General features: G+C 64.0%; 22 protein-coding genes and 1 tRNA gene. 14 read left to right on the top strand and 9 right to left on the bottom strand.

Annotated features, from left to right (window positions below):
• Nucleotides 1-16: 16 nt before the first annotated feature.
• From meaB to dtd, 6 genes are all read left to right on the top strand, one after another.
• Complete coding sequence (meaB, locus tag ACRCSW_RS18810; protein WP_438707183.1) at nucleotides 17-997, top strand: methylmalonyl Co-A mutase-associated GTPase MeaB; 981 nt, start codon at nucleotides 17-19, stop codon at nucleotides 995-997.
• Nucleotides 994-1,800: an alpha/beta fold hydrolase gene (locus ACRCSW_RS18805; protein WP_438707182.1), complete on the top strand. Its 807-nt coding sequence runs from the start codon at nucleotides 994-996 to the stop codon at nucleotides 1,798-1,800. The genes meaB and ACRCSW_RS18805 overlap by 4 nt, the downstream gene beginning before the upstream one ends.
• 194 nt (nucleotides 1,801-1,994) lie before the next feature.
• Nucleotides 1,995-2,285, top strand: a complete 291-nt coding sequence (locus tag ACRCSW_RS18800) for a hypothetical protein (protein WP_438707181.1) — start codon at nucleotides 1,995-1,997, stop codon at nucleotides 2,283-2,285.
• A gap of 32 nt (nucleotides 2,286-2,317) precedes the next feature.
• The gene (locus ACRCSW_RS18795) at nucleotides 2,318-3,271 is read left to right on the top strand and encodes a phosphoribosylaminoimidazolesuccinocarboxamide synthase (RefSeq protein ID WP_438707180.1); all 954 of its coding nucleotides are present in this window, start codon (nucleotides 2,318-2,320) and stop codon (nucleotides 3,269-3,271) included.
• 58 nt (nucleotides 3,272-3,329) lie between these two features.
• Nucleotides 3,330-4,253 carry a carbohydrate kinase family protein gene (locus ACRCSW_RS18790; protein ID WP_438707179.1) on the top strand — a complete coding sequence of 308 codons (924 nt, stop codon included), beginning with the start codon at nucleotides 3,330-3,332 and terminating at the stop codon, nucleotides 4,251-4,253.
• Complete coding sequence (gene dtd, locus ACRCSW_RS18785; protein ID WP_438707178.1) at nucleotides 4,250-4,693, top strand: D-aminoacyl-tRNA deacylase; 444 nt, start codon at nucleotides 4,250-4,252, stop codon at nucleotides 4,691-4,693. Before ACRCSW_RS18790 ends, dtd begins: the two co-directional genes overlap by 4 nt.
• A gap of 4 nt (nucleotides 4,694-4,697) precedes the next feature.
• On the opposite strand, the gene ACRCSW_RS18780 is transcribed toward dtd, so the two are convergent.
• The 3 genes from ACRCSW_RS18780 to ACRCSW_RS18770 all read right to left on the bottom strand — a co-directional run bounded on the left by ACRCSW_RS18780 (nucleotide 4,698) and on the right by ACRCSW_RS18770 (nucleotide 9,116).
• Nucleotides 4,698-5,222, bottom strand: a complete 525-nt coding sequence (locus ACRCSW_RS18780) for a hypothetical protein (RefSeq protein WP_438707177.1) — start codon at nucleotides 5,220-5,222, stop codon at nucleotides 4,698-4,700.
• 93 nt (nucleotides 5,223-5,315) lie between these two features.
• On the bottom strand, nucleotides 5,316-7,223 hold the full coding sequence (locus tag ACRCSW_RS18775) for an acyl-CoA synthetase (protein ID WP_438707176.1): 1,908 nt from the start codon (nucleotides 7,221-7,223) through the stop codon (nucleotides 5,316-5,318).
• 111 nt (nucleotides 7,224-7,334) lie between these two features.
• The gene (locus ACRCSW_RS18770) at nucleotides 7,335-9,116 is read right to left on the bottom strand and encodes an ABC transporter transmembrane domain-containing protein (protein ID WP_438707175.1); all 1,782 of its coding nucleotides are present in this window, start codon (nucleotides 9,114-9,116) and stop codon (nucleotides 7,335-7,337) included.
• A gap of 125 nt (nucleotides 9,117-9,241) precedes the next feature.
• Between ACRCSW_RS18770 and ACRCSW_RS18765 the strand changes: the two genes are divergently transcribed.
• The 6 genes from ACRCSW_RS18765 (at nucleotide 9,242) to ACRCSW_RS18740 (ending at nucleotide 15,771) form a co-directional block, all read left to right on the top strand.
• Entirely contained in the window at nucleotides 9,242-10,066 is an 825-nt protein-coding gene (locus tag ACRCSW_RS18765; RefSeq protein ID WP_438707174.1) for an alpha/beta fold hydrolase, read from the top strand.
• Nucleotides 10,063-11,031 (top strand): threonine ammonia-lyase, encoded by a 969-nt coding sequence (locus ACRCSW_RS18760; RefSeq protein WP_438707173.1) that lies wholly within the window; start codon nucleotides 10,063-10,065, stop codon nucleotides 11,029-11,031. Before ACRCSW_RS18765 ends, ACRCSW_RS18760 begins: the two co-directional genes overlap by 4 nt.
• The gene (pcaD, locus tag ACRCSW_RS18755) at nucleotides 11,031-11,813 is read left to right on the top strand and encodes a 3-oxoadipate enol-lactonase (RefSeq protein ID WP_438707172.1); all 783 of its coding nucleotides are present in this window, start codon (nucleotides 11,031-11,033) and stop codon (nucleotides 11,811-11,813) included. Before ACRCSW_RS18760 ends, pcaD begins: the two co-directional genes overlap by 1 nt.
• A gap of 68 nt (nucleotides 11,814-11,881) precedes the next feature.
• Nucleotides 11,882-13,129 carry a TCR/Tet family MFS transporter gene (locus tag ACRCSW_RS18750; RefSeq protein ID WP_438707171.1) on the top strand — a complete coding sequence of 416 codons (1,248 nt, stop codon included), beginning with the start codon at nucleotides 11,882-11,884 and terminating at the stop codon, nucleotides 13,127-13,129.
• Between the two features lie 132 nt (nucleotides 13,130-13,261).
• Nucleotides 13,262-14,497, top strand: coding sequence for a mandelate racemase/muconate lactonizing enzyme family protein (locus ACRCSW_RS18745; protein ID WP_438707170.1), 1,236 nt, complete (start codon nucleotides 13,262-13,264; stop codon nucleotides 14,495-14,497).
• A 62-nt stretch (nucleotides 14,498-14,559) separates the two neighbouring features.
• Nucleotides 14,560-15,771, top strand: a complete 1,212-nt coding sequence (locus tag ACRCSW_RS18740; RefSeq protein WP_438707169.1) for a hypothetical protein — start codon at nucleotides 14,560-14,562, stop codon at nucleotides 15,769-15,771.
• A 14-nt stretch (nucleotides 15,772-15,785) separates the two neighbouring features.
• Here the strand turns inward: ACRCSW_RS18740 and ACRCSW_RS18735 are convergent.
• The 4 genes from ACRCSW_RS18735 to ACRCSW_RS18720 form a co-directional block, all read right to left on the bottom strand.
• A tRNA-Arg gene (locus tag ACRCSW_RS18735) sits at nucleotides 15,786-15,862 on the bottom strand.
• 32 nt (nucleotides 15,863-15,894) lie between these two features.
• A complete protein-coding gene (locus tag ACRCSW_RS18730; RefSeq protein ID WP_438707190.1) occupies nucleotides 15,895-16,305 on the bottom strand; it encodes a GNAT family N-acetyltransferase in 411 nt (136 codons plus the stop codon).
• A gap of 53 nt (nucleotides 16,306-16,358) precedes the next feature.
• Complete coding sequence (locus tag ACRCSW_RS18725; RefSeq protein WP_438707168.1) at nucleotides 16,359-16,670, bottom strand: ETC complex I subunit; 312 nt, start codon at nucleotides 16,668-16,670, stop codon at nucleotides 16,359-16,361.
• Nucleotides 16,671-16,902: 232 nt separating this feature from the next.
• Nucleotides 16,903-17,760, bottom strand: coding sequence for a class I SAM-dependent methyltransferase (locus ACRCSW_RS18720; RefSeq protein ID WP_438707167.1), 858 nt, complete (start codon nucleotides 17,758-17,760; stop codon nucleotides 16,903-16,905).
• Between the two features lie 147 nt (nucleotides 17,761-17,907).
• On the opposite strand from ACRCSW_RS18720, the gene uvrB reads away from it, so the two are divergent.
• Both uvrB and ACRCSW_RS18710 read left to right on the top strand, forming a co-directional pair.
• Entirely contained in the window at nucleotides 17,908-20,091 is a 2,184-nt protein-coding gene (uvrB, locus tag ACRCSW_RS18715; RefSeq protein ID WP_438707166.1) for an excinuclease ABC subunit UvrB, read from the top strand.
• A gap of 296 nt (nucleotides 20,092-20,387) precedes the next feature.
• Nucleotides 20,388-20,588 (top strand): hypothetical protein, encoded by a 201-nt coding sequence (locus tag ACRCSW_RS18710; RefSeq protein ID WP_438707165.1) that lies wholly within the window; start codon nucleotides 20,388-20,390, stop codon nucleotides 20,586-20,588.
• Nucleotides 20,589-20,662: 74 nt separating this feature from the next.
• Here ACRCSW_RS18710 and ACRCSW_RS18705 read toward each other — a convergent pair whose 3' ends face one another.
• Together ACRCSW_RS18705 and lepA are read right to left on the bottom strand one after the other, a co-directional pair.
• The gene (locus tag ACRCSW_RS18705) at nucleotides 20,663-21,865 is read right to left on the bottom strand and encodes a hypothetical protein (RefSeq protein ID WP_438707164.1); all 1,203 of its coding nucleotides are present in this window, start codon (nucleotides 21,863-21,865) and stop codon (nucleotides 20,663-20,665) included.
• A partial coding sequence (lepA, locus tag ACRCSW_RS18700; RefSeq protein WP_438707163.1) for a translation elongation factor 4 occupies nucleotides 21,858-23,653 on the bottom strand: 1,796 nt, incomplete at its 5' end. The genes lepA and ACRCSW_RS18705, both read right to left, overlap by 8 nt.

The raw sequence follows: 23,653 nt of genomic DNA, 5'->3' as shown, positions 1-23,653 counted from the left end.
CGGACTGGGAGGCCCGATGGACACCGAAGACCGCGCCCGACTGATCCGCTCCGGCGACCGCCGGGCCCTCGCCCGCGCCATCACGCTTGTGGAAAGCGCAAGGCCGGACCACCGCGCCGAAGCCCTCGCCCTCCTCGAAGCCCTCCGCGACCCAAAGCGTGAGGCCCTCCGCATCGGCCTCTCAGGCACGCCCGGTGTCGGCAAATCCACCTTCATCGAAGCCTTCGGCCTGATGCTCACGGCCCAAGCGCTGCGCGTCGCCGTCCTCGCCGTCGACCCCTCCTCCGCCCGCTCCGGCGGCTCGATCCTCGGCGACAAGACCCGGATGGAGCGCCTCTCGCGCGACCCCCTCGCCTTCATCCGCCCCTCGCCCAGCCAGACCCAGCTCGGCGGTGTCGCCCGCCGTACCCGCGAGGCCGTCGCCCTCTGCGAGGCCGCCGGTTTCGACGTCGTCCTCATCGAAACCGTAGGTGTCGGCCAATCCGAAACCGTCGTTGCGGAACTCAGCGACCTCTTCCTTCTCCTCCTCGCCCCCGCCGGAGGCGACGAACTCCAGGGCGTCAAACGCGGGATCATGGAGATGGCCGACCTGATCCTGGTGAACAAAGCCGACGGCGACCTCAAACCCGCCGCCCTCCGCACCGTCGCCGACTACAAGGGCGCGCTCCAGCTCCTGAGACGCCGCCCGCAAGACCCGCCCGGCTTCCCCAAGACCCTGCCGGTCTCGGCCCTTACCGGTGAAGGCCTCGCCCAAGCCTGGGAAGAGATGCAGCAGCTCACCAAATGGCGCAAATCCGAAGGCCATTGGGACCGCACCCGCGCCGCCCAATCCCGAACCTGGTTTCAGGAGGAAGTCCGCCAGGGCCTCCTCTCCGCCCTCACGCAAGAGCCGCAGAAGGGCCTCATGGGCAGCCTCGGCGACCGCGTTGCAAAGGCCGAGCTTACCCCCGAGGCCGCTGCGGCCGAGATGCTGCGTCTCCTCGGGCGGACCCCGTGACCGCTGAGGCAGAAACCGTCTTCGACGGTGATCTCCTCCGCGCCCGGCTCTGGTGGCCGGACCGCCCCACCACCGCGCTTTACGTCACCTTCCGCCAATGGGTCCCCGACCCCGGCAGCTTCTCCGACCCCGGCCGCGTCCAGCGCGCCCTGACCGCGGGCCTCGCGCATCTCCACATCCAGACCCGCTGGAACGACTGGTTCCTGAACCCCGAGACCCCGGCACTGGAGGCAGCCCTTCGCGAAGTCCGGCACCGCTTCCTGACCGCCCGCGCGCTTGGCTTCTCCATGGGCGGTTACGCCGCCTTGCGCTTTTCCCAGGCGCTCCGCCTCAACCAGGTCCTCCTCGTCTCGCCCCAGGTCTCGCTCGACCCCCGCCTCGTGCCCGAGGAAGACCGCTACCCCGAGGCCGCCCAATTCGACCCCGTAGCAGGCGACCTTGCCCGCCACGCCCGCCCCGATCTGATCGGAGTCGTGGTCTTCGATCCCTTCTACCGGCTCGACCATCTCCAAGCCCGCCGGATCGCGGCGCTTCTTCCCGGCATCCGCTTCGCAAAGCTCCCGTTCGGCGGCCATCCCGGCACCTCGGCCATCGGTGATGCCAAAGGCTTCCGCGCCCTCCAACGCCTCAGCCTAGGCGGGCAGCTCAAGGCCGAGGATGTCGTCCAGCTCCACCGCAGCCTCCGCGCGGGGTCGACGCGCTACTGGCGCGAACGGGCCGAATGCACCTTGCGCAAAGGCAAGCTCGCTGCCGCCGCCGCCGCGCTGACGTACGCCGAAGCGTTGGTGGAGGCCGCCCCTTAGGTCATCTGTGCCAGCTGCCGGGGCGTCTGTTTCTTGAGGTCAGGCAGGAGGCAGACTGCTTTGCGGCCCCCAGCCTCCGCCAAACTCGTTAACGCCGCCGATAGCCACCGTGCGTAGAGATGGAAAGAAGATCAAAAGAAGATGGAAAGAAGACGCTTAACCCCCCGTTAACCACCCTCTGCCACTCTGACGAAATGAAAGCCCTTATCCCCTTGATTTTCCTCACGGCCTGCGGCGCTTCCCCGGCGCCAGAGTTCATGGGCGCGACCCGCACCGACATCACCGTTAACGGCCGCGACTACACCGTGTTCCAGAAAGGCGAGCGCGTCGAAGTCATTCGCCTAGGCTACGCCAGACGCGGCGAACACCAGGAAATCCGCGCTACGATGATCGAGATTGTCCCGAAGGTAACCGGCTGTAAACTCAGGGAAAACACGCTGCAGGGCGACAGCGGGGAAATGCGCGGCAGCCTCTCCTGCCCTTGACTTGCGGCACCAAAGCCCCAACAACGCGGGCCATGCTGCAACGCACACTCCCCCACGCCCGCATCCCCGAGCTTCCGAACCCCTATTTCGGCAAGGTCCGCGACTGCTATGATCTTGAAAATAATCAGAGACTTCTGGTCACCACCGACCGGCTCTCGGCTTTCGACCAGATCCTCGCGGTGATCCCCTGGAAGGGCCAGGTTCTGACCCAGCTCGCCCGCTACTGGTTTGAAAAGACAGCGGATATCGCCCCGAACCACGTCATCTCGTACCCCGACCCCAACGTCGTCCTGGGCCGCAAGCTCACCATCCTGCCGGTGGAAATCGTCGTCCGAGGCTACCTCGCCGGCACCACCTCCACTTCGATTTTGACCCAGTATCGCAATGGGTTACGGGACATGTACGGCCATCGACTGTCCGACGGCCTCAAGGACAACCAGGCCCTCCCGGAAGCCATCATAACCCCCACCTCGAAAGCCTTCGACGGTGGCCATGACGAACCCCTCAATGCCGAGGAAATCGTCAAAACCGGCCTCTTGGCCAAATCGCAATGGGATGAGGTTAGTGAGAAGGCCCTCGCCCTTTTCGCAAGGGGCCAGAAGATGGCGGCCGAACGTGGCCTGATCCTGGTGGACACCAAATACGAATTCGGCACCGACGAAGGGGGCAACATCCTCCTCGCGGACGAGATTCACACCCCTGACAGCAGCCGCTATTGGATCACCGAAGGCTACGACAACGCCTTCCGGAACGGCACCCGCCCGCCAAGCTTCGACAAGGACGTGATCCGTTCCTGGGTCGTCGAACGCTGCGACCCCTACAAGGACAAGATCCCCGATATCCCATTGGAAATGATCGAAAAAACCTCACGCGTCTACATCGACGCCTACGAAGCGATCACCGGCCAGACCTTTGTTCCCGACACCGGGGGTGCCACACCGCTCGACCGTATCCGGGAAAATCTGAAGTCGTTCTTCGCCGTCTGACTGTTTGCGGTAACACGAAAACATGCTCTAGGCTGAGGCCAAAAGGGGGAGACGATCGATGATTCTCAGCTGTGGCGAAGCGCTGATCGACATGCTGCCCCGGACTTCGACGCAAGGTGAGCCCTGCTTTGCGCCTTATGCCGGCGGCGCGGTCTTCAACACGGCGATCGCGCTTGGTCGGCTGGGCGCGCCATCCGCGTTTTTCTCGGGCGTTTCCAATGACATGCTGGGCGAGATTCTGGCGGATACGCTGACCGCTTCAAAGGTGGACACCCGCTTTCTGGCGCGCTCTGAGCGGCCTACCACGGTGGCCTTCGTCAAGCTTGTCAACGGTCAGGCGACCTATGCCTTCTATGATGAGGCAACGGCGGGCCGGATGCTTTCCGAGGCCGATCTCCCGACGCTTCCCCCTGAAATCAAGGCGCTTTTCTTCGGTGGCATCAGCCTGGTGAACGACCCCGCCGCCAGCACGTATGAGGCGCTGCAGGCCCGCGAAAGCCCTACCCGCGTCACCATGATCGACCCCAACATCCGCCCCGGCTTCATCGCCGGGAAAGAGGCACAATACCGCGCGCGGATCGAACGGATGGTCGCACGGGCCGATCTTGTGAAGCTGTCGGACGAAGACCTCCACTGGCTCGAAGGGCCCGGCGATCTTGCAACCCTCGCGCGCGGAATCCTTGCCAAGGGGCCAAAGGTCGTCTTCATCACTGAAGGCTCGAAAGGTGCCCGCGCCATAACGGCGACGCAGGACCGTTTCGTTGCTGCTCAAAGGGTTACGGTCGTCGATACGGTGGGTGCGGGCGATACGTTCAACGCGGGCGTTCTGGCAGCGCTCCACCAGGCGGGTGCTTTGACCAAGACCGGGGTGGCCGACGTTTCTGACACGACGCTGGATGCGGCCCTAACCCTTGGCACCCGCGCTGCGGCGATCACCTGCAGCCGCGCAGGCGCGAACCCGCCGTGGGCGCACGAGTTGTGAGGGCGGTCCTCCAGCGTGTCACAAGGGCAGAAGTCAGGGTCGAGGGCGAGCTGATCGGCGAGACCGGCAAGGGCCTTCTGATCCTCGTCTGCGCCATGGGTGGCGATACTGAAGCCGAAGCCGCAAGGCTGGCCGCGAAAGTCGCCAAGCTACGGATATTCAAGGACGATCAGGGCAAGATGAACCTGTCGGTCCGCGATATCGGCGGGGGCGCTTTGGTAGTGAGCCAGTTCACTCTTGCCGCCGATCTGCGCGGCAACCGCCCCGGTTTTTCCACCGCGGCCCCGCCCGATCTGGGCGAAAGGCTCTACCTGCAGTTCAGCGAATGCCTTCAGACCGAAGGCGTGCCGGTTGCGAAAGGCCGGTTCGGGGCCGACATGGCGGTCAGCCTCACGAATGACGGGCCGGTAACCATCTGGATGGACACCGACCAGCTTTAGCCAATCAGTTGAACGGGTTGCCCGGCGTGCGCTTCGTGATCACGTCGCCGCAGTCCACCAGCGCGCCGATCGAGGCGCTGGACCCGGCAAGCGAGTAGTTCTGCACGTCCGACCCATCGTCATCGCGCAGATAAAGCCGGTTGCCGCGGGCGACCTCGGTGATGAAGTTCACGCCCGCCTCGCTGTCGGGAAGATAGAACAGCACCGAGTTCTGATACAGCTCGGCCCCGGTCAGGCTCCACGGCGCGCGGCGGTCGATCTGCACGCCTAGATCGGCAGTCTGGCCTTCGCCGAATTGCCACGCCGTCGAATAGAACTGCAACTGCACCGCGCCATCCGGAAAGGTCCAGATCGAGAAGCTCTCGCCGGGCGCCTTGACTTCGGCCACGCATCCGACCGATCCGTCATCCCAGCCCACGACCGAAACTTCCCAATGCTTGTGCGCAAACAGAATCTCTGACTGCTGCGCGCCAACCGAACCCGTCGTTGCCGCGATCAGCGCCGCGGCCAAACCCATGCGAAAGCCCATGCTACAATTCCCGTAAAGACGTTCCTTGCGAGCTTTTTCGCGCCTAAGTGCGATTCAGGCAAATGAAACTTGCTGTCATCCTGGGGGCACTCTTCAGACCGTTGCAGGCGCGGGTGCCCATTCCCACGGGTTTGAGAACTGCCCCAGAACGCCCGCCACCGCCGTGTCCTCGACCGGGGCGGTCTTCTGCAGCTGTGCCACAAGGCCGCGCTTCTTGTCCTCGACCACCGAGACGACGCGGGCAGGGACGCCCGCTTCGGCCAGCGCGGCATCGTAGGTCCGGGTGATGGCCATCCGCCGAAGGTCTGGCTTGAAGACCTTGCCCACGGCGGTTTTGGGCAATTCCGGCAGCACTTCCAGATATTTGGGCAGCGCCGCGCGTTCGTGGATATGCTGGGCCGCATAGGCCATCAGGTCATCGACCGTAGCCGTCTTGCCTTTCACCAGCTCGACATAGGCGCAAGGCAGTTCGCCCGCATGCGCATCCGGCTGGCCGATCGCGCCGACAAAGCCCACCGCCTCATGGCCCATCAGGGCCTCTTCGATGATCGCCGGGTCGATGTTGTGGCCGCCGCGGATGATCAGATCTTTCGCCCGACCGGTGATGAAAAGATAGCCGTCCGCGTCAAGCCGGCCAAGGTCGCCCGTCCGCAGGAATCGTCCTTCGGCGAACAGCTCCTTGTTCTTGTCGGCCTCGGTATAGGTCGAGCCCTCGAAGACGCCGGGGTTCGAGATGCAGATCTCGCCCACCTCATCCACCGCACATTCGCGAAAGCCGATCGCGCCTTGCGACGTCAGAATCCGGACGTGGGTGTAGGGGAACATAAGGCCCACCGAGCCCACCTTCTTCGCCCCGTCCGGCGGGTTGATCGAGACCAGGCAAGTGGCCTCGGTCAGGCCGTAGCCCTCGACGATCTCGATCCCGGTCTCTTTCTTGAAGCGGTTGTAAAGCTCGATCGGAAGCGGGGAGGAGCCCGAGAAAGCGCTTCTAAGGCTGGAGATATCGGCGTTCACCGGACGCTGCATCAGCGCGGCAAGCGCCGTGGGCACGGTGATCATGTAGGTCACCTTGTAGCGCTCGATCAGCTTCCAGAAATTGTCGAAGACGCCCTCGCCCCGATATCCCTGCGGGGTCGGAAAGACGACGTGCGCGCCCGAGCCGATCATCGACATCAGGATCGGATAGCAGGCAAAGACGTGGAAAAGAGGCAGGGGGCACATCACCACATCGGTCGGCTTGAAGAGCAGATTCGCCCCGAGCCAGCCATTGTAGACCATGCCCGAAACCTTGTGCTGGGCAACCTTCGGCATGCCGGTGGTGCCACCGGTGTGGAAGTAGGCGGCAACGCGGTCTTCCAGGGTGTCGGTGAAGGTCAGCTTGTCGGCGGGCATCCGCGCCATCTCGGCGCGGAAGTCCTTGACTGTGGCGGTGTGGCTGGTCGGATTCTTCGGGCGGATCAGCGGCACGATGAATTTCTTGAGCCCCGAGAGGTAGGGGACAAGGTCAACCTCCAGCACCGTCTTCACGTTCGGGGCGAATTTCACCGCCTCGGCTACCTTCTGCGCCAGATCGGTCTTCGGGAAAGCCTTGAGTGTGACCACGACCTTGGCCCCAGTCTCGCGCAGGATGGCGCTGATCTTTTCGGGCTCAAGGAGCGGGTTGATCGGGTTCACGATCCCCGCGACCGAACCGCCCAGCAACGTGACCGCCGTCTCCATCGCGTTCGGCATGATGAAAGCGACCACGTCCTTCTCGCCCACCCCAAGCGAGCGGAAAAGGTTCGCGGCCTGCGTCACCTGGCCATGAAGCTCGGCCCAGGTCAGGGTGAGCTTCTTCGTCTCCGGACCCGAGAGCATCTGGTAGCTGATCGCCGGACGGCTGCCATGGGCGGTCTTCGCCCGTGTCAGGTATTCATACATCGACCGGGCCTGGCCACGATCGGCCCAGGGTTTTTCGGCCTCGATGGCCTTCAGGTCCGCAGCGGTTGCGAAAGTGGTCATGACGATCCTCCCCTATGTCCCGCTGTTCCCGCAGGCTTTGCCGACAAGATGGGGGCGGGGAACGCGTTTGTGAAGTCAGTTTGTCCGGACGTTGCGGTCGGCAACGTAACGTCAGGCCGCGCCTTCGGTGAACTGGAGCCGCGCGAGGCGCGCATAAAGCCCGTCTTCGGCGACCAGTTGGTCATGCGTGCCCATTGCGGCAATCCGGCCCTGATCGAAGACCACGATCCGGTCGGCACGCTTTACCGTCGCCAACCGGTGCGCGACGACCAGCGTCGTCCGCCCCTCGGCCAGTTTCTCCACCGCGGCCTGGACCGCGCGTTCGCTTTCGGCATCCAGCGCGCTGGTGGCTTCGTCCAGGAGGAGTATCGGCGCGTCGCGCAGGATCGCGCGGGCAATGGCGACGCGCTGTTTCTGTCCGCCCGACAGCATCACGCCGCGTTCACCGAGATAGCTGTCATAGCCCTGCGGCAGGGCGCTCAGGAAGTCATGCGCGGCGGCCGCGCGGGCTGCGGCTTCCACCTCGGCATCCGTGGCATCAAGCCGGCCAAAGCGGATGTTCTCCCGCGCCGAGGTTGCAAAGATCACCGGGTCCTGCGGAACAAGAGCGATGGCCTGCCGGAAATCGGCCCGGGCCATGTCGGTGAGGGTCAAGCCATCCAGCGTGATCCGCCCGGCCTGCGGGTCATAGAACCGCATCAGAAGCTGAAGGATCGTCGTCTTGCCTGCACCCGAAGGCCCGACCAGGGCCACCGTCTCACCCGGCCGCACATGCAGCGAAACCCCGTTCAGCGCCGAAGCTTCGGGCCGCGCCGGATAGCGGAAGGTCACGTCCTCGAACGCGATCTCGCCGCGCACCGGGCGGGGCAGGGCAACCGGGCGCAAGGGGTCCTGCACGGCATCCTCGGTCCCCAGAAGCTCCACCAGCCGCTCGGTCGCGCCGGCGGCCCGCTGCAACTCGCCCCAGATTTCCGACAGCGCGCCAACCGCGCCCGCGACCATCACGGCATAGATCACGAACTGGATCAGTGCGCCTACCGACATCGCCTCCGCCCGCACATCCCGCGCGCCGACCCAAAGGACGCCCACAATTCCAGCAAAGGTCAGGAAGATCACGATCACCGTCATCATCGACCGCGTCTTGATCCGCGCTTTGGCCGAGGCGAACGACTTCTCGGTCACCTCGGCAAACTGGCCCCGCGTCGCGCCCTCATGTGTGAAGGCCTGCACCGTCTGAACCGACAACAGCGCCTCCGAGGCCGAGCCGGACGATGCCGCGATCCAGTCCTGGTTCTCGCGCGAAAGCTGCCGAAGCTTCCGGCCAAGAACGACAATCGGCACGATGATCGCGGGCACGATCAACAGGACCAGCCCCGTCAGCTTCGCCGAGGTAAGGAATAGAAGGACCAGCCCTCCCACTAAAATCAGCACGTTGCGAAGCGCGACCGAGACGGAGGAGCCGATGACCGACAGGATCAGCGTCGTGTCGGTGGTGATCCGGCTTAAGACCTCGCCGGTCAGAATGCGCTCGAAGAAGGCGGGCGACATGCCCAGGACCCGGTCGAAAAGCGCCTTGCGGATGTCCGCGACCACCCGCTCGCCAAGGCGCGTGACGAAGTAGTACCGAAGCCCCGTCCCAACCGCGAGCAGCGCCGCGATCCCCAAGGCCGCAGCGAAGTACTTGTCGAGAAGGTCCGCGTTGGCGGAGTTGAACCCGTCGATCACCCGGCGGACCGCCAAAGGGAGCACGAGGCTGACCCCCGCAGTCAGCACCAGCGCCAGAACCGCCAGCCCCGCAAGGCCACGATAGGGCCAGAGGAACGGGACCAGACCGCGAAGCGCGCTCACCCGTTTCGACTTGGGCCGATCCTCGACCGCTGAGCTGTCCGACATCCGCCCCGCCTCGTTGCCTCGGGAGAAGGGTTTAGTCTGCCATGGCCCAGCCCACAAGCGCCGCCGGCTGCGACCAAAACTTCGGGCCCCTTTCGCCCGCCCCCGCCCCGTGCCACCTTGCCTCCATGACTGCCACCCGCTTCCCCGCCGCAGACGGCGCGATGCTCGCCTATCAGGACGAAGGCGCGGGCCTGCCGCTTCTTTGCCTGCCCGGCCTTACCCGGACCATGGCCGATTTCGACTACCTGATCCCGCACCTGCCTCCGCTCAGGCTTATCCGCATGGACTACCGTGGCAGGGGGGCCAGCGACTGGACCGTTCCCGCCACCTATACCATCGAGCAAGAGGGCCGGGACGCCCTGGCACTCCTCGACCACCTTGGGGTCGCCAAGGCGGCGATCCTAGGGACCTCGCGCGGCGGTCTCATCGGCATGGTTCTGGGGGCCGTTGCCCGGGACCGCGTGCTTGGCCTTTGCTTGAACGACGTCGGGCCCGAGATCAACCGCGACGGCCTGACCCGCATCTTCGACTACGTCGGTCGCAACCCCGCCGGGAAGACCTACGCGGGCTTTGCCGAGCGTCTGTCGCGCAGCCCCGGCTTCGAGGGCGTTCCCATGTCGCGCTGGCTTGAAGAGGCCGAGAAGCTTTCCATCGAGACCCCGGACGGCCTGCGGCTTCGCTACGACCCGGCCCTCCGTGAACCCTTCCTCGCGGCCTTCGATGGCCCGCCGGTCGACCTTTGGCCGCTGTTCGACGCCCTCGCGGGGCTTCCGCTGGCCCTGATCCGCGGGGCGAACTCTGACCTTCTGACCGCGGAGACCGTCGAAAAGATGCGCGCCCGCCGCCCCGACATGCAGGTGGCGGTCGTCCCCGGTCGCGCGCACATCCCCTTCCTCGACGAACCCGAATCCGTCACCCTGATCCGCGCTTTCCTCCAGGGGCTCTCATGACCGACATCGCCCAGATCGAAGCCGCCGCCGCCCGGATCGCGGGCCATATCCGTCACACGCCGCTGCTGAATGCCCCTCTCCTCGACCGCATCGCCGGGCGGCGGATCTTTGTGAAGGCCGAGAGCCTGCAGCTGACCGGCAGCTTCAAGGCCCGCGGCGGCTGGTCCGCCGTCTCGGCGCTTTCCCCCGAAGCCCGCGCTCGTGGGGTCATCGCGTTTTCCTCTGGCAACCATGCCCAGGGCGTTGCCTACGCCGCCGCCCGCCACGCAAGCCCTTGCGTGATCCTGATGCCCTCCGACGCTCCCCAAGTGAAGATCGACAACACCCGCAGCTACGGGGCCGAGGTGGTTCTCTATGACCGCGCGACCGAGGACCGCGACGCCATCGGAGCCCGGCTTTCCGATGCAAGGGGCCTGACGCTGATTAGGCCCTACGACGATGTACAGGTGATCGCGGGGCAGGGGACCGTCGGCCTGGAACTTGCCGGGCAAGCCCGCGAGGCCGGGATCGACGAGGCCGAGGTCCTGGTGTGCTGTGGTGGCGGGGGGCTGTCCTCCGGCATCGCACTGGCGCTACGGGCCCATGCGCCAGGCCTTAAGGTCCGCACCGCCGAACCCCAGGGCTTTGACGACATGGCCCGCTCGCTTGCCACCGGCGCCCGGCAGAGGAACTCCGCCGTAAGCGGTTCGATCTGCGACGCGATCCTCACGCCCACGCCGGGAGAGCTGACTTTCCCCATCCTCTCCCGCCTAGCCGGACCCGGCCTCGCGATTTCCGACGAAGAAGCCCTCCGCGCCGTAGCACTGGCCTTTACCCACCTGCGGATCGTCCTGGAGCCGGGCGGTGCCGCCGGCCTTGCGGCGGCCCTTTTCGCCCCCGACCTTCCCGACACCGTCATCGCCGTTGCTACCGGAGGCAACGTGGACCCGAAGATCTTCGCCACTGCGCTCAGCCGGTTCGCCTGATGCTGGTCTGGCTCGACGACCTCCGTCTGAACGCCGAGATCAGCGGCCCGGCGGATGGTCCGCCGCTGGTTCTGATCCACGCCCTGGGCACGAACCTGACCATCTGGAACCCCCTTGTCGCAGCACTTCCCCGGCACCGCATCCTGCGGTTCGATCTCCGCGGCCACGGCACATCCGACGTCCCGCCCGCCCCTTATACGATGGGCGCCCTGATCCGCGACGCCGAGCGGTTGATGGACCACTTCGCGATGAAAGAGGCGGTGGTGCTGGGCCTCTCCATCGGCGGGCTGATCGCGCAGGGCCTTGCGGTCAAGCGCATGGACCTGGTGCGCGGACTGATCCTGTCGAACACGGCGGCCCGGATCGGCACTGCCGCGCAGTGGCAGGAGCGTATCGCAACCGTGCGCGACGGCGGACTTGCGGCGTTGGCCGACAGCACCATGGAACGCTGGTTTGGCCGCCAGTGGCGCAGCAATCCCGCGATGCCTGCCCTGCGCACGATTTTTGAAGCGACGCCAGTCGACGGCTGGTGCGGCTGCGCTGCCGCCATTGCCGGCACGGATTTCTTCGAGACGACGGCGACCCTGCGCCTGCCGACGCTCGCGATTGCGGGCAGCAACGACGGCTCCACCCCGCCCGATCTTGTGTGCGAAACGGCCGAGCTGATCCCCGGCCACCAGTTCCACCTGATCCGCGGCGCGGGCCATATCCCGGTCGCCGACCGCCCGGAGGACTATGCCGAGGTCGTTTCGGGCTTCCTTAGCCGTATCGGTCATGCCTAAGTGGATCACCCGCCGCTTGCAGTAATCGAACGCCAGAAGGTCCCAAAGGCGAACTGGAGCCGATCTCGTTGACTAAATCTCACATCCCGCCTGATCCCGGTCGCCTGGCCCTCACCTTCATCCTGGCCACGGTCACGCTGGATGCCATCGGGATCGGGCTGATCTTCCCGGTTATGCCTGATCTGATCCAGGAGGTCACAGGGCTGACCTTGTCAGAGGCCGCACTCTGGGGCGGGACGCTCGCCACCTCGTTCGCCGTGATGCAGTTCCTGTTCGGACCTTTCATCGGCGCGCTGTCAGACCGGTTCGGGCGACGGCCGGTTCTTCTGCTATCGTTGCTGGTCATGGGGTTAGACTATCTGGTCATGGCGACGGCCTCGACGATCTGGCTTCTCCTCACTGCCCGGATCATTGCGGGCATCACAGCGGCCACCTACTCCACTGCCACGGCCTTCATCGCCGACATCACTCCGCCCGACCAGCGCGGCAGCCGCTTCGGCCTTATCGGCGCCGGTTTCGGCATCGGCTTCGTCCTCGGGCCCCTGATCGGCGGCCTTCTGGCCGGGATCGACACCCGCGCACCCTTCTATGCAGCCGCCGCGCTGGCCATAGCCAACCTGATCTTCGGCTATTTCGTCCTGCCCGAAACCGTGACCGATGCCACCCGCCGCCCCTTCAGCCTCGCCCGCGCCAATCCCTTAGGCGCCCTGCGCGCCGTCACCCGCCTGCCCGGGGTCCGCCTGACGCTCGCCTGCTTCCTGATCCTCGGCATCGCGATGAACGTCTACCCGTCGGTCTGGTCCTACTACGGCCAGGCGCGCTTCGGCTGGGACAGCACAATGGTTGGCGTCTCGCTTGCCGTCTATGGCATCTCGTTCGCCCTGGGTCAGGCGCTGCTCGTCGGCCCGCTGATCCGCCGCTTCGGTGAACATCGCGCCGCGCACTACGGGATGTGGGTGGACGTGATCACTCTGGCCGCCCTCGGCCTCGTCGTTTCACCCGTCATTGCCCTTGCAATCACCCCGGTCACCGCCCTTGGCGGCGTGGTGACCCCGGCCCTGCAGGCGCTCGCCTCCCGCTCCGCCCCCGCCAATGCGCAGGGCGAGCTACAGGGCGTGATGTCGAGCCTTAACGCCATAGCAATGATCACCTCGCCCCTGATCATGACCGCGACCTTCTCGCACTTCACCAGGCCTGATGCCGAAATCTTCGCCCCCGGCGCGCCCTTCCTGCTGGCCTCGGGCTTGATGCTCGTGTGCATCGCGCTGCATGTCTTCGGACCGCTCCTCACGCGCAGGGCCGCCGGATTGCCCTGAAACGGCAAGGACGGTCGCAAACGGGGGTGACCCGGCCCGGTGTCGCGTCTAGCTTCATCTTTGCAAAAATATCCCGCGGGGGTGCGGGGGTGTGAAACCCCCGCTTCCGCCACCAGACCGAAGGGCTGCGTCATGAAACTTAAGGACCTCGAGATTTTCATCGTCGCGCCACCATTCCCCGGCTGGGGCGGGCGGTACTGGATCTTTCCGAAACTCACCACCGACAACGGCATTGTCGGTTACGGCGAATGCTACGCCTCGACCGTCGGCCCCAAGGCGATGAGGGCCGTCATCGAAGACGTCTTCGAACGGCACATGGCCGGGGAAAACCCCGAAAACATCGAACTCATGTTCCGCCGCGCCTACTCTTCCGGCTTCACCCAACGCCCCGACCCCACGGTGATGGGCGCCTTCTCGGGCCTAGAAATCGCCTGCTGGGATATCATCGGCAAGGCACGCAACCGCCCCGTCTGGGCGCTGCTGGGTGGCCGCATGAACGACCGTATCCGCAGCTACACCTACCTCTACCCTGAACCCGGCAAGGAATCGCCCGAGTTCTGGGTCGACCCCGATGCCGCCGCCGAAGCCGCCGTCCGCTTCATGAACCTGGGCTTCACCGCGGTCAAATTCGACCCGGCCGGCCCCTACACCATCCGCGGTGGCCACGAACCGGCGATGTCGGACATCACCCGATCCATAGCGTTCTGCAAGGCGATCCGCGAGGCGGTGGGCGACCGCGTCGACCTCCTTTTCGGCACCCATGGCCAGTTCACCACCCCCGGCGCGATCCGCATGGGCCGTGAGATCGAGCCCTACAACCCGCTCTGGTACGAAGAACCTATCCCGCCCGACAACCTTCTTGAATTCGCCGAGGTCGCCGCCCAAGTCCGCGTCCCCCTCGCGACCGGTGAGCGCCTTACGACCAAAGCCGAATTCGGCACCCTGCTCCGCGCCGGGGGCGTCAAGATCCTACAGCCCGCCCTGGGCCGCGTCGGCGGCATCTGGGAGGCGAAGAAGATCGCCGCCATGGCCGAAATCTTCAACGCCGAAATGGCCCCGCACCTTTATGCGGGGCCTGTGGAATGGGCGGCCAACGTCCACTTCGCGGCCTCGATCCCGAACCTCCTCATCGCCGAGACCATCGAGACCGGCGGGGCCTTCCACCTTAAACTGATCAAGAACACGATCAAATGGGAGGACGGCTACATCCTCCCCCCCGACGCCCCCGGCCTTGGCATCGACTTCAACGAAGACGTCGCCCGCGCCCACCCGTTTACCGGCACCGGCCTTCATCTGCAGATGCAAGAGGCCCCCTGCGACTACCGCCATGGCAACCGCTTCGAAGGCGGGGCGCCCCGTCAGGAATGACCGACTTGCCCGGTTGACCGTCTGCGCTGAAACTTCGGGATCAACAGTCAAGGAGCAGACCCGTGCGCATTCTGATCCCAGCCTTCCTGTTGCTCTCCGCCGCCATGGCCGGGGCGGAGCCGCGCCAGCATGGCAATCTGATCTACGATCTGCCGGACAACTGGTATCTCGGCCACAACAGCGCGGGCATCCGAACCCTCGTCTACGACGGCGACGACGAGATCTGCCAATTCTGCTACATCTACCTGTCAGCCGGGGTACAGAAATCCGGCGATCTGGCAGCCTTCGTCGAGGAAAAGGCCCCGCTCTTCGTCGATGAAGAAGACCGCGACGACATCACCGTGCTGCAGCCGCCATCGGTTTCCACCATCGGGCCGATGAGCATCGCGCTTTACGGCCTGAAAGTTGACAGCAATATCGTCATCTACATGGGGTTCGAGCTTCCCGACCGCTTCGAACTCGTCGCCTTCGATGGCTACGCTTATGATGAGGAGGAGCTGACCAAATCCCTCGCCGTCTTCGAAAACGAGGTGCAGCCCCTGTTCCTGTCGCTGCAGTTCGTGTCCATGGGGGCACAGCCCCTGCTCCCCGAACCCGAGCCGGGCCCGCTTTCCGGCGTCTACTGGGGCTGGCACAACGAAACGTCGCTGGGCCTTGACGGGATGATGCGGGTGGAGATCGACCACCGGCTCCTCGTCTTCTGGGAGGACGGCTATTTCTTCAACGGCGAGCCGCCCGAGGGCACCAAGCCGCTGGACAGGGACGCCCTGATGGAGGTCGCCAATGACGATTTCGGCACCTACACGGTATCGGGCGATACCCTGTCGCTGATCTTCGCCGATGGAGTCAAGGAAGAGCTGTCCGCGGACGGCGACGCCTGGAACGACGGGGACGCGTCGCTTTACCAGGTCACCCCCCTGGCGGACGGCACCACAATCGACGGATCGATCTCGAGCTTCTTCTACACCGGCTTCACCCCCGGTACCGGACTTGAAGGCGGCATGTCGGCCTCGTCCCTGACCGAGTTCAAACCGGACGGCACCTACACCGGATCAAGCTTTAGCGGCGCATCGGCGAACTTCGTCAACGGCGTCGGCGATCTGACCGGCGGGTTCACCACCGGCAATGAGGAAAGCCAGGGCGGGCGCTACGAAATCCGCGATGGCCTTCTCATCCAATACCCCGACGACGGCTCGCCCCCGCGCAGCAAGATCGCCTTCGACGCGGGCGACGGCATGATCCTGATCGGCGAGCAGTTTCTGGAGACGGAGTAACCCTGTCAGTGTGCTGGCGGGCCCGGAAGGAATCGAACCCTCAACCTCGGACTTAGAAGGTCCTTGCTCTATCCAGTTGAGCTACGAGCCCGCACGGTGCCCCTTTTGCGGCAGGCTCGCGGATCAGGCAAGCACCTTCGTCATGAAGACCGAGTTCGGGTCATCCCAGTACCCCTCGAACGGCGGGCATTCGCTGAAGCCGGCTTTCTCGTAGAGAGCACGTGCGGGCAGGAACATCGCCTGCGAGCCGGTCTCCAGGCTGAGGCGCGTGAACCCCGCAGCACGGGCTTCGGCCATAAGGTGGTCCAGCATCCTGCGCGACAGGCCGCGCCCGCGCAGTTCGTGCAGGACGTGCATCGACTTGATCTCGGCGTGACCAGCACCGATCCGCTTGAACGCACCCATGGCCACCGGCTCGCCACCGTCGCGCATGACGAAGAAGGCCACCTCCGGAATGGCCAACTGACCGGCATCCATCATGTGGATGCTTTCGGGCGGGGTGTCAGCGTGCATGTCCGCCGTATGCCGCTGCATCAAAAGGGAAAGGTCTGTCCCAAGCGGGCTTTCGCGCTCGATCGTGATCACGTTCAATGCGTCCAGGCGCCCCTGCGGTCGGTCGCGAAGTTCTCGCCATAGCCGCGCGGGCGGATGACGGCCTTGCGTGGCTTTGGCTCGACCACATCGGCCTCGATCCCCTTTTCCGCCGCATAAGCCTGGGCCGCCTCGCGCGTCTCGAACCGCAGCCGGACCTGGGCCTGAGTGTCGGATGACGAGGTCCAGCCCATCAGCGGATCAACCTCGCGCGTCGAAGCCGGAGCGAACTCCAGCACCCAGCCTTGGGTCTTGGCGGTTCCCGATTGCATCGCGGTCTTGGCAGGCTGGTAGATGCGGGCACGCATGAAGGGTCCTCCAGTGGTGCCCCCGTTATTCCGAAGCTTTCAGGAAAGCGCAAGCGCCAGGTTCAGACAAAGAACTGTCGGTCGGCGTCAGGGGGTGTGGGGTGGGGTAGGGTCGACGCCGGCCGACAGCTTTAGTTGCTGCTTGCACGTTAACCTTTACTCAGTTGCGCGTCTGATTCAACCAAAAGATGTGCGAATGGCAGCAAAAGAACTGCAAGCTGAGCAGGGCTGCCTAGGATTTACGCGTCAGCCGAAGCATCAGATAGCGGTTGAACTGGCGGAAAGCCTCGGCGTTCCGTTCGGTTCCGGTCAGCCGCCGCATCAGATTCGCCCGCCGCTTCTTTGACAGGAAGAGGCTGATGAACCGGGTCAGCGACCAGTGGGCTGCGGGCTTCTTGGCCCGCACCTCGTCCGACACCCGCGTGACGCCATGGCCGATCACGTTGAAAAGCTGCTGTTCCAGGTCGATCGAAGGCGCCACGGCGTCGGTGATGTCCTCCTCGGCCGCCACCGCGAAGGCCGACCCCTCCAGCGCCTTCCGGAAAGCCGTTAGCGGATGCCCGCCCCCCGCCTGCGGCCCATGCGCCCCCCGGCCCTTGTAGGCTTCGGTCCGGAAGCAATCGGCGATCAGGACCTGGCCGCCGGGGGCGAGCAGCGTCGCGCATTTCGGCAGACTTTCCTCGATCGGGATGTACTGGAAGCTTTCCGAGAAGAGGCAAAGGTCGAACGGCCCCTTCCCGGCGAACTCCTCGAACATGCACTCATGGACCATCGCCCCCGGCGCATTGGCCCGGCAACGCTCGGCCAGGAAAGGCGAGGGGACGACGATCTCGACCTCATGACCCAGCGCGAGCAGTTTCCGTGCCGTCTCACCCGCACCGCCACCGATGTCCAGGATGCGCAGGCGCCCCGCGGGCAGATAGCCGAAAAGCTTCGCCGTATAGGCCTCCTGCGCGGATCGCAGATTCGCCGCGGTCACGTCGAGGCCGCTCCAAAGCCCATAATGCAGGTTCTCGGCCCCGGTCATCCAGCGGATGAACGCCAGCCCCACATCCAGTCCCACCGCCCGCGTATCGATCTTGTCCGCCATCTTGCACCTCTGCCCGTGCCTTAGCCGCTTCACGCGCCTTCAGCAACGGTTTCGCCCGCCCTTGCGGATCGGTGCTTGAATCAGAACAAAAACAGATCAAATCTGTCTTGTCCCGACTCCCCTCCGACTCCCCCCATGAGGCGCCCGATGCCGCACAACAACGCCAACGCCCTGACCGAGCGTCCCGACGTGCTGACGAAGCCGAAGCTTGAAGGCGGGCGGAGGTTTGTACTCTCCACGCCCTTCCAGCCCGCCGGCGACCAGCCCACCGCCATCGCCGAGCTGACCGCCGGGGTGAATGCAGGTGAGCGTGACCAGGTGCTTCTGGGCGCTACCGGGACGGGAAAGACCTTCACCATGGCCAAGGTGATCGAGGGCACCCAGCGCCCTGCCATCATCCTTGCGCCGAACAAGACCCTTGCCGCGCAGTTGTACGGCGAATTCAAGGGCTTCTTCCCGGAGAACGCCGTCGAGTACTTCGTCTCCTACTACGATTACTACCAGCCCGAGGCTTATGTGGCGCGGACGGACACCTACATAGAAAAGGAATCCCAGATCAACGAACAGATCGACCGGATGCGCCACTCGGCCACCCGGGCGCTTCTGGAACGCGATGACGTCATCATCGTCGCCTCCGTCTCGTGCATCTACGGCATCGGCTCGGTCGAGACCTATTCGGCCATGACCCAGGACCTGGTCGTCGGCCAGCTTTACGACCAGCGCCGGGTCATGGCGGAACTTGTGGCCCAGCAGTACAAGCGTCTCGACACCGCCTTTCAGCGTGGCGCCTTCCGCGTCCGGGGCGACAGCCTGGAGGTCTGGCCCGCCCACCTGGAAGACCGCGCCTGGCGGTTTTCCTTCTTCGGCGAGGAACTGGAAGCGATCACCGAATTCGACCCGCTGACCGGCGCCAAGACCGACAGCTTCAAGCAGATCCGCATCTATGCGAACAGCCACTACGTCACCCCGCGCCCTACCTTGCAGCAGGCGATCAAGGGGATAAAGGACGAGCTCTTCCACCGCCTGAAGCAGCTGGTATCCGAAGGAAAGCTCCTCGAAGCCCAACGTCTGGAGCAGCGCACCAACTTCGACCTCGAGATGCTGGAAGCCACCGGCTCCTGCGCGGGGATCGAGAACTACTCCCGCTACCTCACCGGCCGCGCACCGGGTGAACCGCCCCCCACGCTCTTCGAATTCATCCCCGACAACGCCATTGTCTTCGCCGACGAATCCCACGTCTCGGTCCCCCAGATCGGCGGCATGTACAAGGGCGACTTCCGCCGCAAGTTCACCTTGGCCGAACACGGCTTCCGCCTGCCCAGCTGCATGGACAACCGCCCCCTCAAGTTCGAGGAATGGGACGCCATGCGCCCGCAATCCGTCTTCGTCTCCGCCACCCCCGCGGCGTGGGAGATCGAGCAGACCGGCGGTGTCTTCACCGAACAGGTCATCCGCCCCACCGGCCTTCTCGACCCCCAGGTCGAAATCCGGCCCGTCGAGATGCAGGTCGACGACCTTCTCGACGAAATCCGCAAGGTCGCCGCCCGCGGCCTGCGGACGCTGGTCACCGTCCTGACCAAACGGATGGCTGAGGACCTGACCGACTACCTCCACGAACAGGGCATCCGGGTCCGGTACATGCACTCTGATATCGACACGATCGAGCGGATCGAGATCCTCCGCGACCTCCGCCTTGGCGCGTTCGACGTGCTGGTCGGGATCAACCTTCTCCGCGAGGGGCTCGATATCCCGGAGTGCGGGCTGGTCGCGATCCTCGATGCGGACAAGGAAGGGTTCCTGCGGTCCGAGACCAGCCTTGTCCAGACCATCGGGCGGGCGGCGCGGAACTCGGAGGGGCGGGTGATCATGTATGCCGACCGGATGACCGGGTCGATGGAGCGGGCGCTGGCCGAGACCAACCGGCGGCGGGATAAGCAGATGGCCTACAATATCAAGCACGGGATCACGCCCGAGACGGTGAAGAAGAACGTCGAGGATGTACTGGCGGGGCTCTGGCAGGGCGACACGGATCAGTCGCGGATCACGACGAAGGTCGACAAGGCGATGGTCGGGCAGAACCTCGCGGCCCATCTGGATGCTTTGCGGCTTCAGATGAGGAAGGCGGCGGAGAACCTGGAGTTCGAAGAGGCCGCCCGGTTGCGGGATGAGGTCCGGCGGCTGGAGGCGGTGGAGCTGGCGGTGGCCGACGACCCCTTTGCCCGGCAGGAGGTGATCGAGGAGGCGGTGGTGGAGGCCACGAAGATGTCCGGTCGGTCCACGGGGGGCAGGGCCGGGCAGAGGGGTGGGAAGCGGTCGAGGGGGCGGAGGTAGGGGAGGGCGCAAGGGGCTCCACTGAGGTGGGCACGGTGCGCAAAGTTTTGCGTCCAAGAAATTCAAGGGGTTAGCAGGGGGTCGTTAGGGGTTTGTTAAGATGTGCGGGTCGGGGATTGGCGTCCACCTTCCGGTTGTTTGTGCGGTGATGGCGATGGAGCGGGGCGAATTCCTGCCGGTATTGGGCCGCAGGGCCGGTCGATAGCTGCCGACCGCGCCGGGGTGCAAAACTTGCCCCATGCGCGCGGGGCGGCAAGGGCGCAGGATCGGTGCCGCAACCTTTGGAGTGCTGCCAAATGAAGACTGTGAAAGTCCTTGGCCTTCTGGCCTGTGCCATGACCCTCTCCGGCTGCCTGACCACCGACACCGAGCGCGGCCTTGCCGGTGCCGCCGGGGGCGCGGTGATCGCCGACGTGACCGGCGGGGATGCTCTGACCGGAGCGGTCATCGGCGGGGCAGCGGGGGTGTTCTGTGATGATTTGGGGGTTTGTGAGTAGGGGTTTCTGGTTAATCAAGGTGTCGGGATGAACCCCGACCTGCGGAAGGTGGGTTAACACCCACCCGACGCTTGCTAACGCTTCAGCTCGACAGAGGTCTTCACAATTCTAACTCCGATAATGACGAACAGAATAAGTATCCAAATCGGTCGAACGGATGTAAATCCAGCGCTAGATTCCGCCAGCCTCACAGCTGTAGCATACTCGCCGGCATCCGCCGCAACGGTATAGGTCCCTCGGCAGACCTTAGATAAATCAAACAACCAGTAGCTGTCCTCTGTCGATCGAACGAGTGCGCTAAGTGGTGTGATTTTGACAATGTGATCTGCTGCTGCGTGGAGGACTGCCGGACTGCTGTCCAAAGAAACTGGGCGAACCGCAGTAACCTCATTCGCCGGATTAATTTCATAAATTTTTGTATCAAGGTTCAGTTCCGCATACAGCGCTTCAATTTGATCACAGATGGAAACATTGTACTCTCCTGGCTCCCGAAGAGAAAAAGAACCATCCCCGTTTCTTACAAACTTTCTTCTCTCGAGCTTGTCTATTCGTGACAAATAGCTCCTATTCCACCGTCGCGAATCTAGCACAGAGCTGTCATCAACAATACCAAACAATGCTAAGAGTTGATCTCTTCCTGTCAAGTAAGCGGACAACCTAATGTCCCGACAAACATTTTGATACTGTTCCCACCAAAGGGTATCAGGAGATTTTCCCTTTGGTGAGTACGAATCGCCCTTGTAATCACTTGGAGGTGCTATCGCGCCTCCTTCAGTAGAAATGCACCTAAGCTCCAAGGCTGCTATGTCATTAGAAAGGAGACTCAGTTTTCGATCAAGGGTTTGAGATTTGATGCTAACAAAATTGATCTGCTGCGCACTAAACAGATCGACCCCGGCAAGTAAGATAGAAATTACCGCGCCGCAGTACCACACCATGTCCAGTCGTGGAAGAATCTTTGGATTCCGTGTTGCGGAGGAGAAAAGTAGACCGTGCGTCAGAATAATTGATCCAGCGGCCGCAAAAACTAACCGAAGTACTTCTATAGCAGAATATAGATTGGACACCCAGTAGAGCCTTTGGGAGTATCCTATCTGCTGACTTGAATCGCCTTGGCGCCAGGCCTCAAAACCATTTGAACCAGGTGGCCACTCAAAATAATTAAGCACCTTATGTTGAAATATAGTCAGCAGCACAAAAGCAACTATCAATGCAATACCGAAGAGCGCACACAACCAGTTTACACGCCCTTGCAGTTGCAATTTCTCTTCACCCATCCATCTTCAACGCCGAGATGAACGCCTCCTGCGGAATCTCGACCTTCCCGAACTGGCGCATCTTCTTCTTGCCAGCCTTCTGCTTCTCCAGCAGCTTCTTCTTCCGCGTCGCATCGCCGCCGTAGCACTTGGCTGTCACGTCCTTGCGCATGGCCGAGATCGTCTCGCGGGCGATCACGCGGCCGCCGATGGCCGCCTGGATCGGGATCTTGAACATGTGGCGGGGGATCAGGTCTTTCAGCTTCTCGACCATCGAGCGCCCGCGCGCCTCGGCCCGGTCGCGGTGGACCATCATCGACAGGGCATCGACGGGTTCGTCGTTCACCAGGATCGACATCTTGACCAGGTTGTCCTCGCGGTACTCGCTGATCTGGTAGTCGAAGGACGCGTAGCCCTTGGTCACCGATTTCAGGCGGTCGTAGAAGTCGAAGACCACCTCGGCCAGCGGCAGGTCGTATTCGACCATGGCCCGCGACCCGGCGTAGGTGAGGTTCGACTGGATGCCGCGGCGGTCCTGGCAGAGTTTCAGGATGTCGCCGAGGTATTCGTCGGGGACCATGATGGTGGCCTTGATCCGCGGCTCCTCGATATGGTCGACGTAGGTGAGGTCGGGCATGTCGGCGGGGTTGTGGAGATCGCGGACCTCGCCGTCCTTCATGTAGAGCTTGAAGACCACCGAAGGCGCGGTGGTGATGAGGTCGAGGTTGTATTCGCGTTCCAGGCGGTCGCGGACGACCTCCAAGTGCAGCAGGCCGAGGAAGCCCATGCGGAAGCCGAAGCCGAGGGCGGCCGAGGTCTCCATCTCGTAGGTGAAGGAGGCGTCGTTGAGGGCGAGCTTCTCGATGGCGTCGCGGAGGGCTTCGAAATCGGCGGCGTCGACGGGGAAGAGGCCGCAGAAGACGACGGGGACGGAGGGTTTGAAGCCGGGGAGGGCTTCGGCGCAGGGTTTGCGTTCGTGGGTGATGGTGTCGCCGACTTTCGTGTCGCGGACCTGTTTGATGGACGCGGTGAGGACGCCGATCTCACCCGGCCCCAGTTCGTCGATGTCGACCATCTGGGGTTTCAGGACGGCGAGTTTGTCGATGCCGTAGAGGGCGTTGGTCTGGATCATCTTGATGCGGTCGCCTTTGCGGACCACGCCGTCGATGACGCGGATCATGACGACCACGCCGAGGTAGGCGTCGTACCAGCTGTCGACGAGCATGGCCTTCAGCGGCGCGTTGCGGTCGCCCTTGGGGGCGGGGAGGCGGTGGACGATGGCCTCCAGCACCTCGGGGATGCCGAGGCCGGTCTTGGCGGAGATCGGGATGGCGTCTGAGGCGTCGATTCCGATGACGTCCTCGATATTCTCCTTGACGCGGTCGGGTTCGGCGGCGGGGAGGTCGATCTTGTTCAGGACGGGGACGATGTCGTGGCCCGCGTCGATGGCCTGGTAGACGTTGGCGAGGGTCTGGGCCTCGACCCCTTGGCTGGCGTCGACGACGAGGAGAGAGCCTTCGACGGCGCGCATGCTCCGGCTGACTTCGTAGGCAAAGTCGACGTGGCCGGGGGTGTCGATGAGGTTCAGGATGTAGGTCTTGCCGTCCTTGGCGGGGTATTCGATGCGGACGGTGTTGGCCTTGATCGTGATGCCGCGTTCGCGTTCGATGTCCATCGAGTCCAGCATCTGCGCCTTCATGTCGCGCGCAGCCACCGTGCCGGTCATCTGGATGAGCCGGTCGGCGAGGGTGGATTTGCCGTGGTCGATATGCGCCACGATGGAGAAATTGCGGATCTGGGAAAGCTCGG

This window comes from Tabrizicola sp., assembly GCF_051645465.1.
GTDB lineage: Bacteria > Pseudomonadota > Alphaproteobacteria > Rhodobacterales > Rhodobacteraceae > Tabrizicola.
The sequence above is the reverse complement of the archived record's forward strand: the minus strand, read 5'-3'. Positions and strand labels throughout refer to the sequence as shown.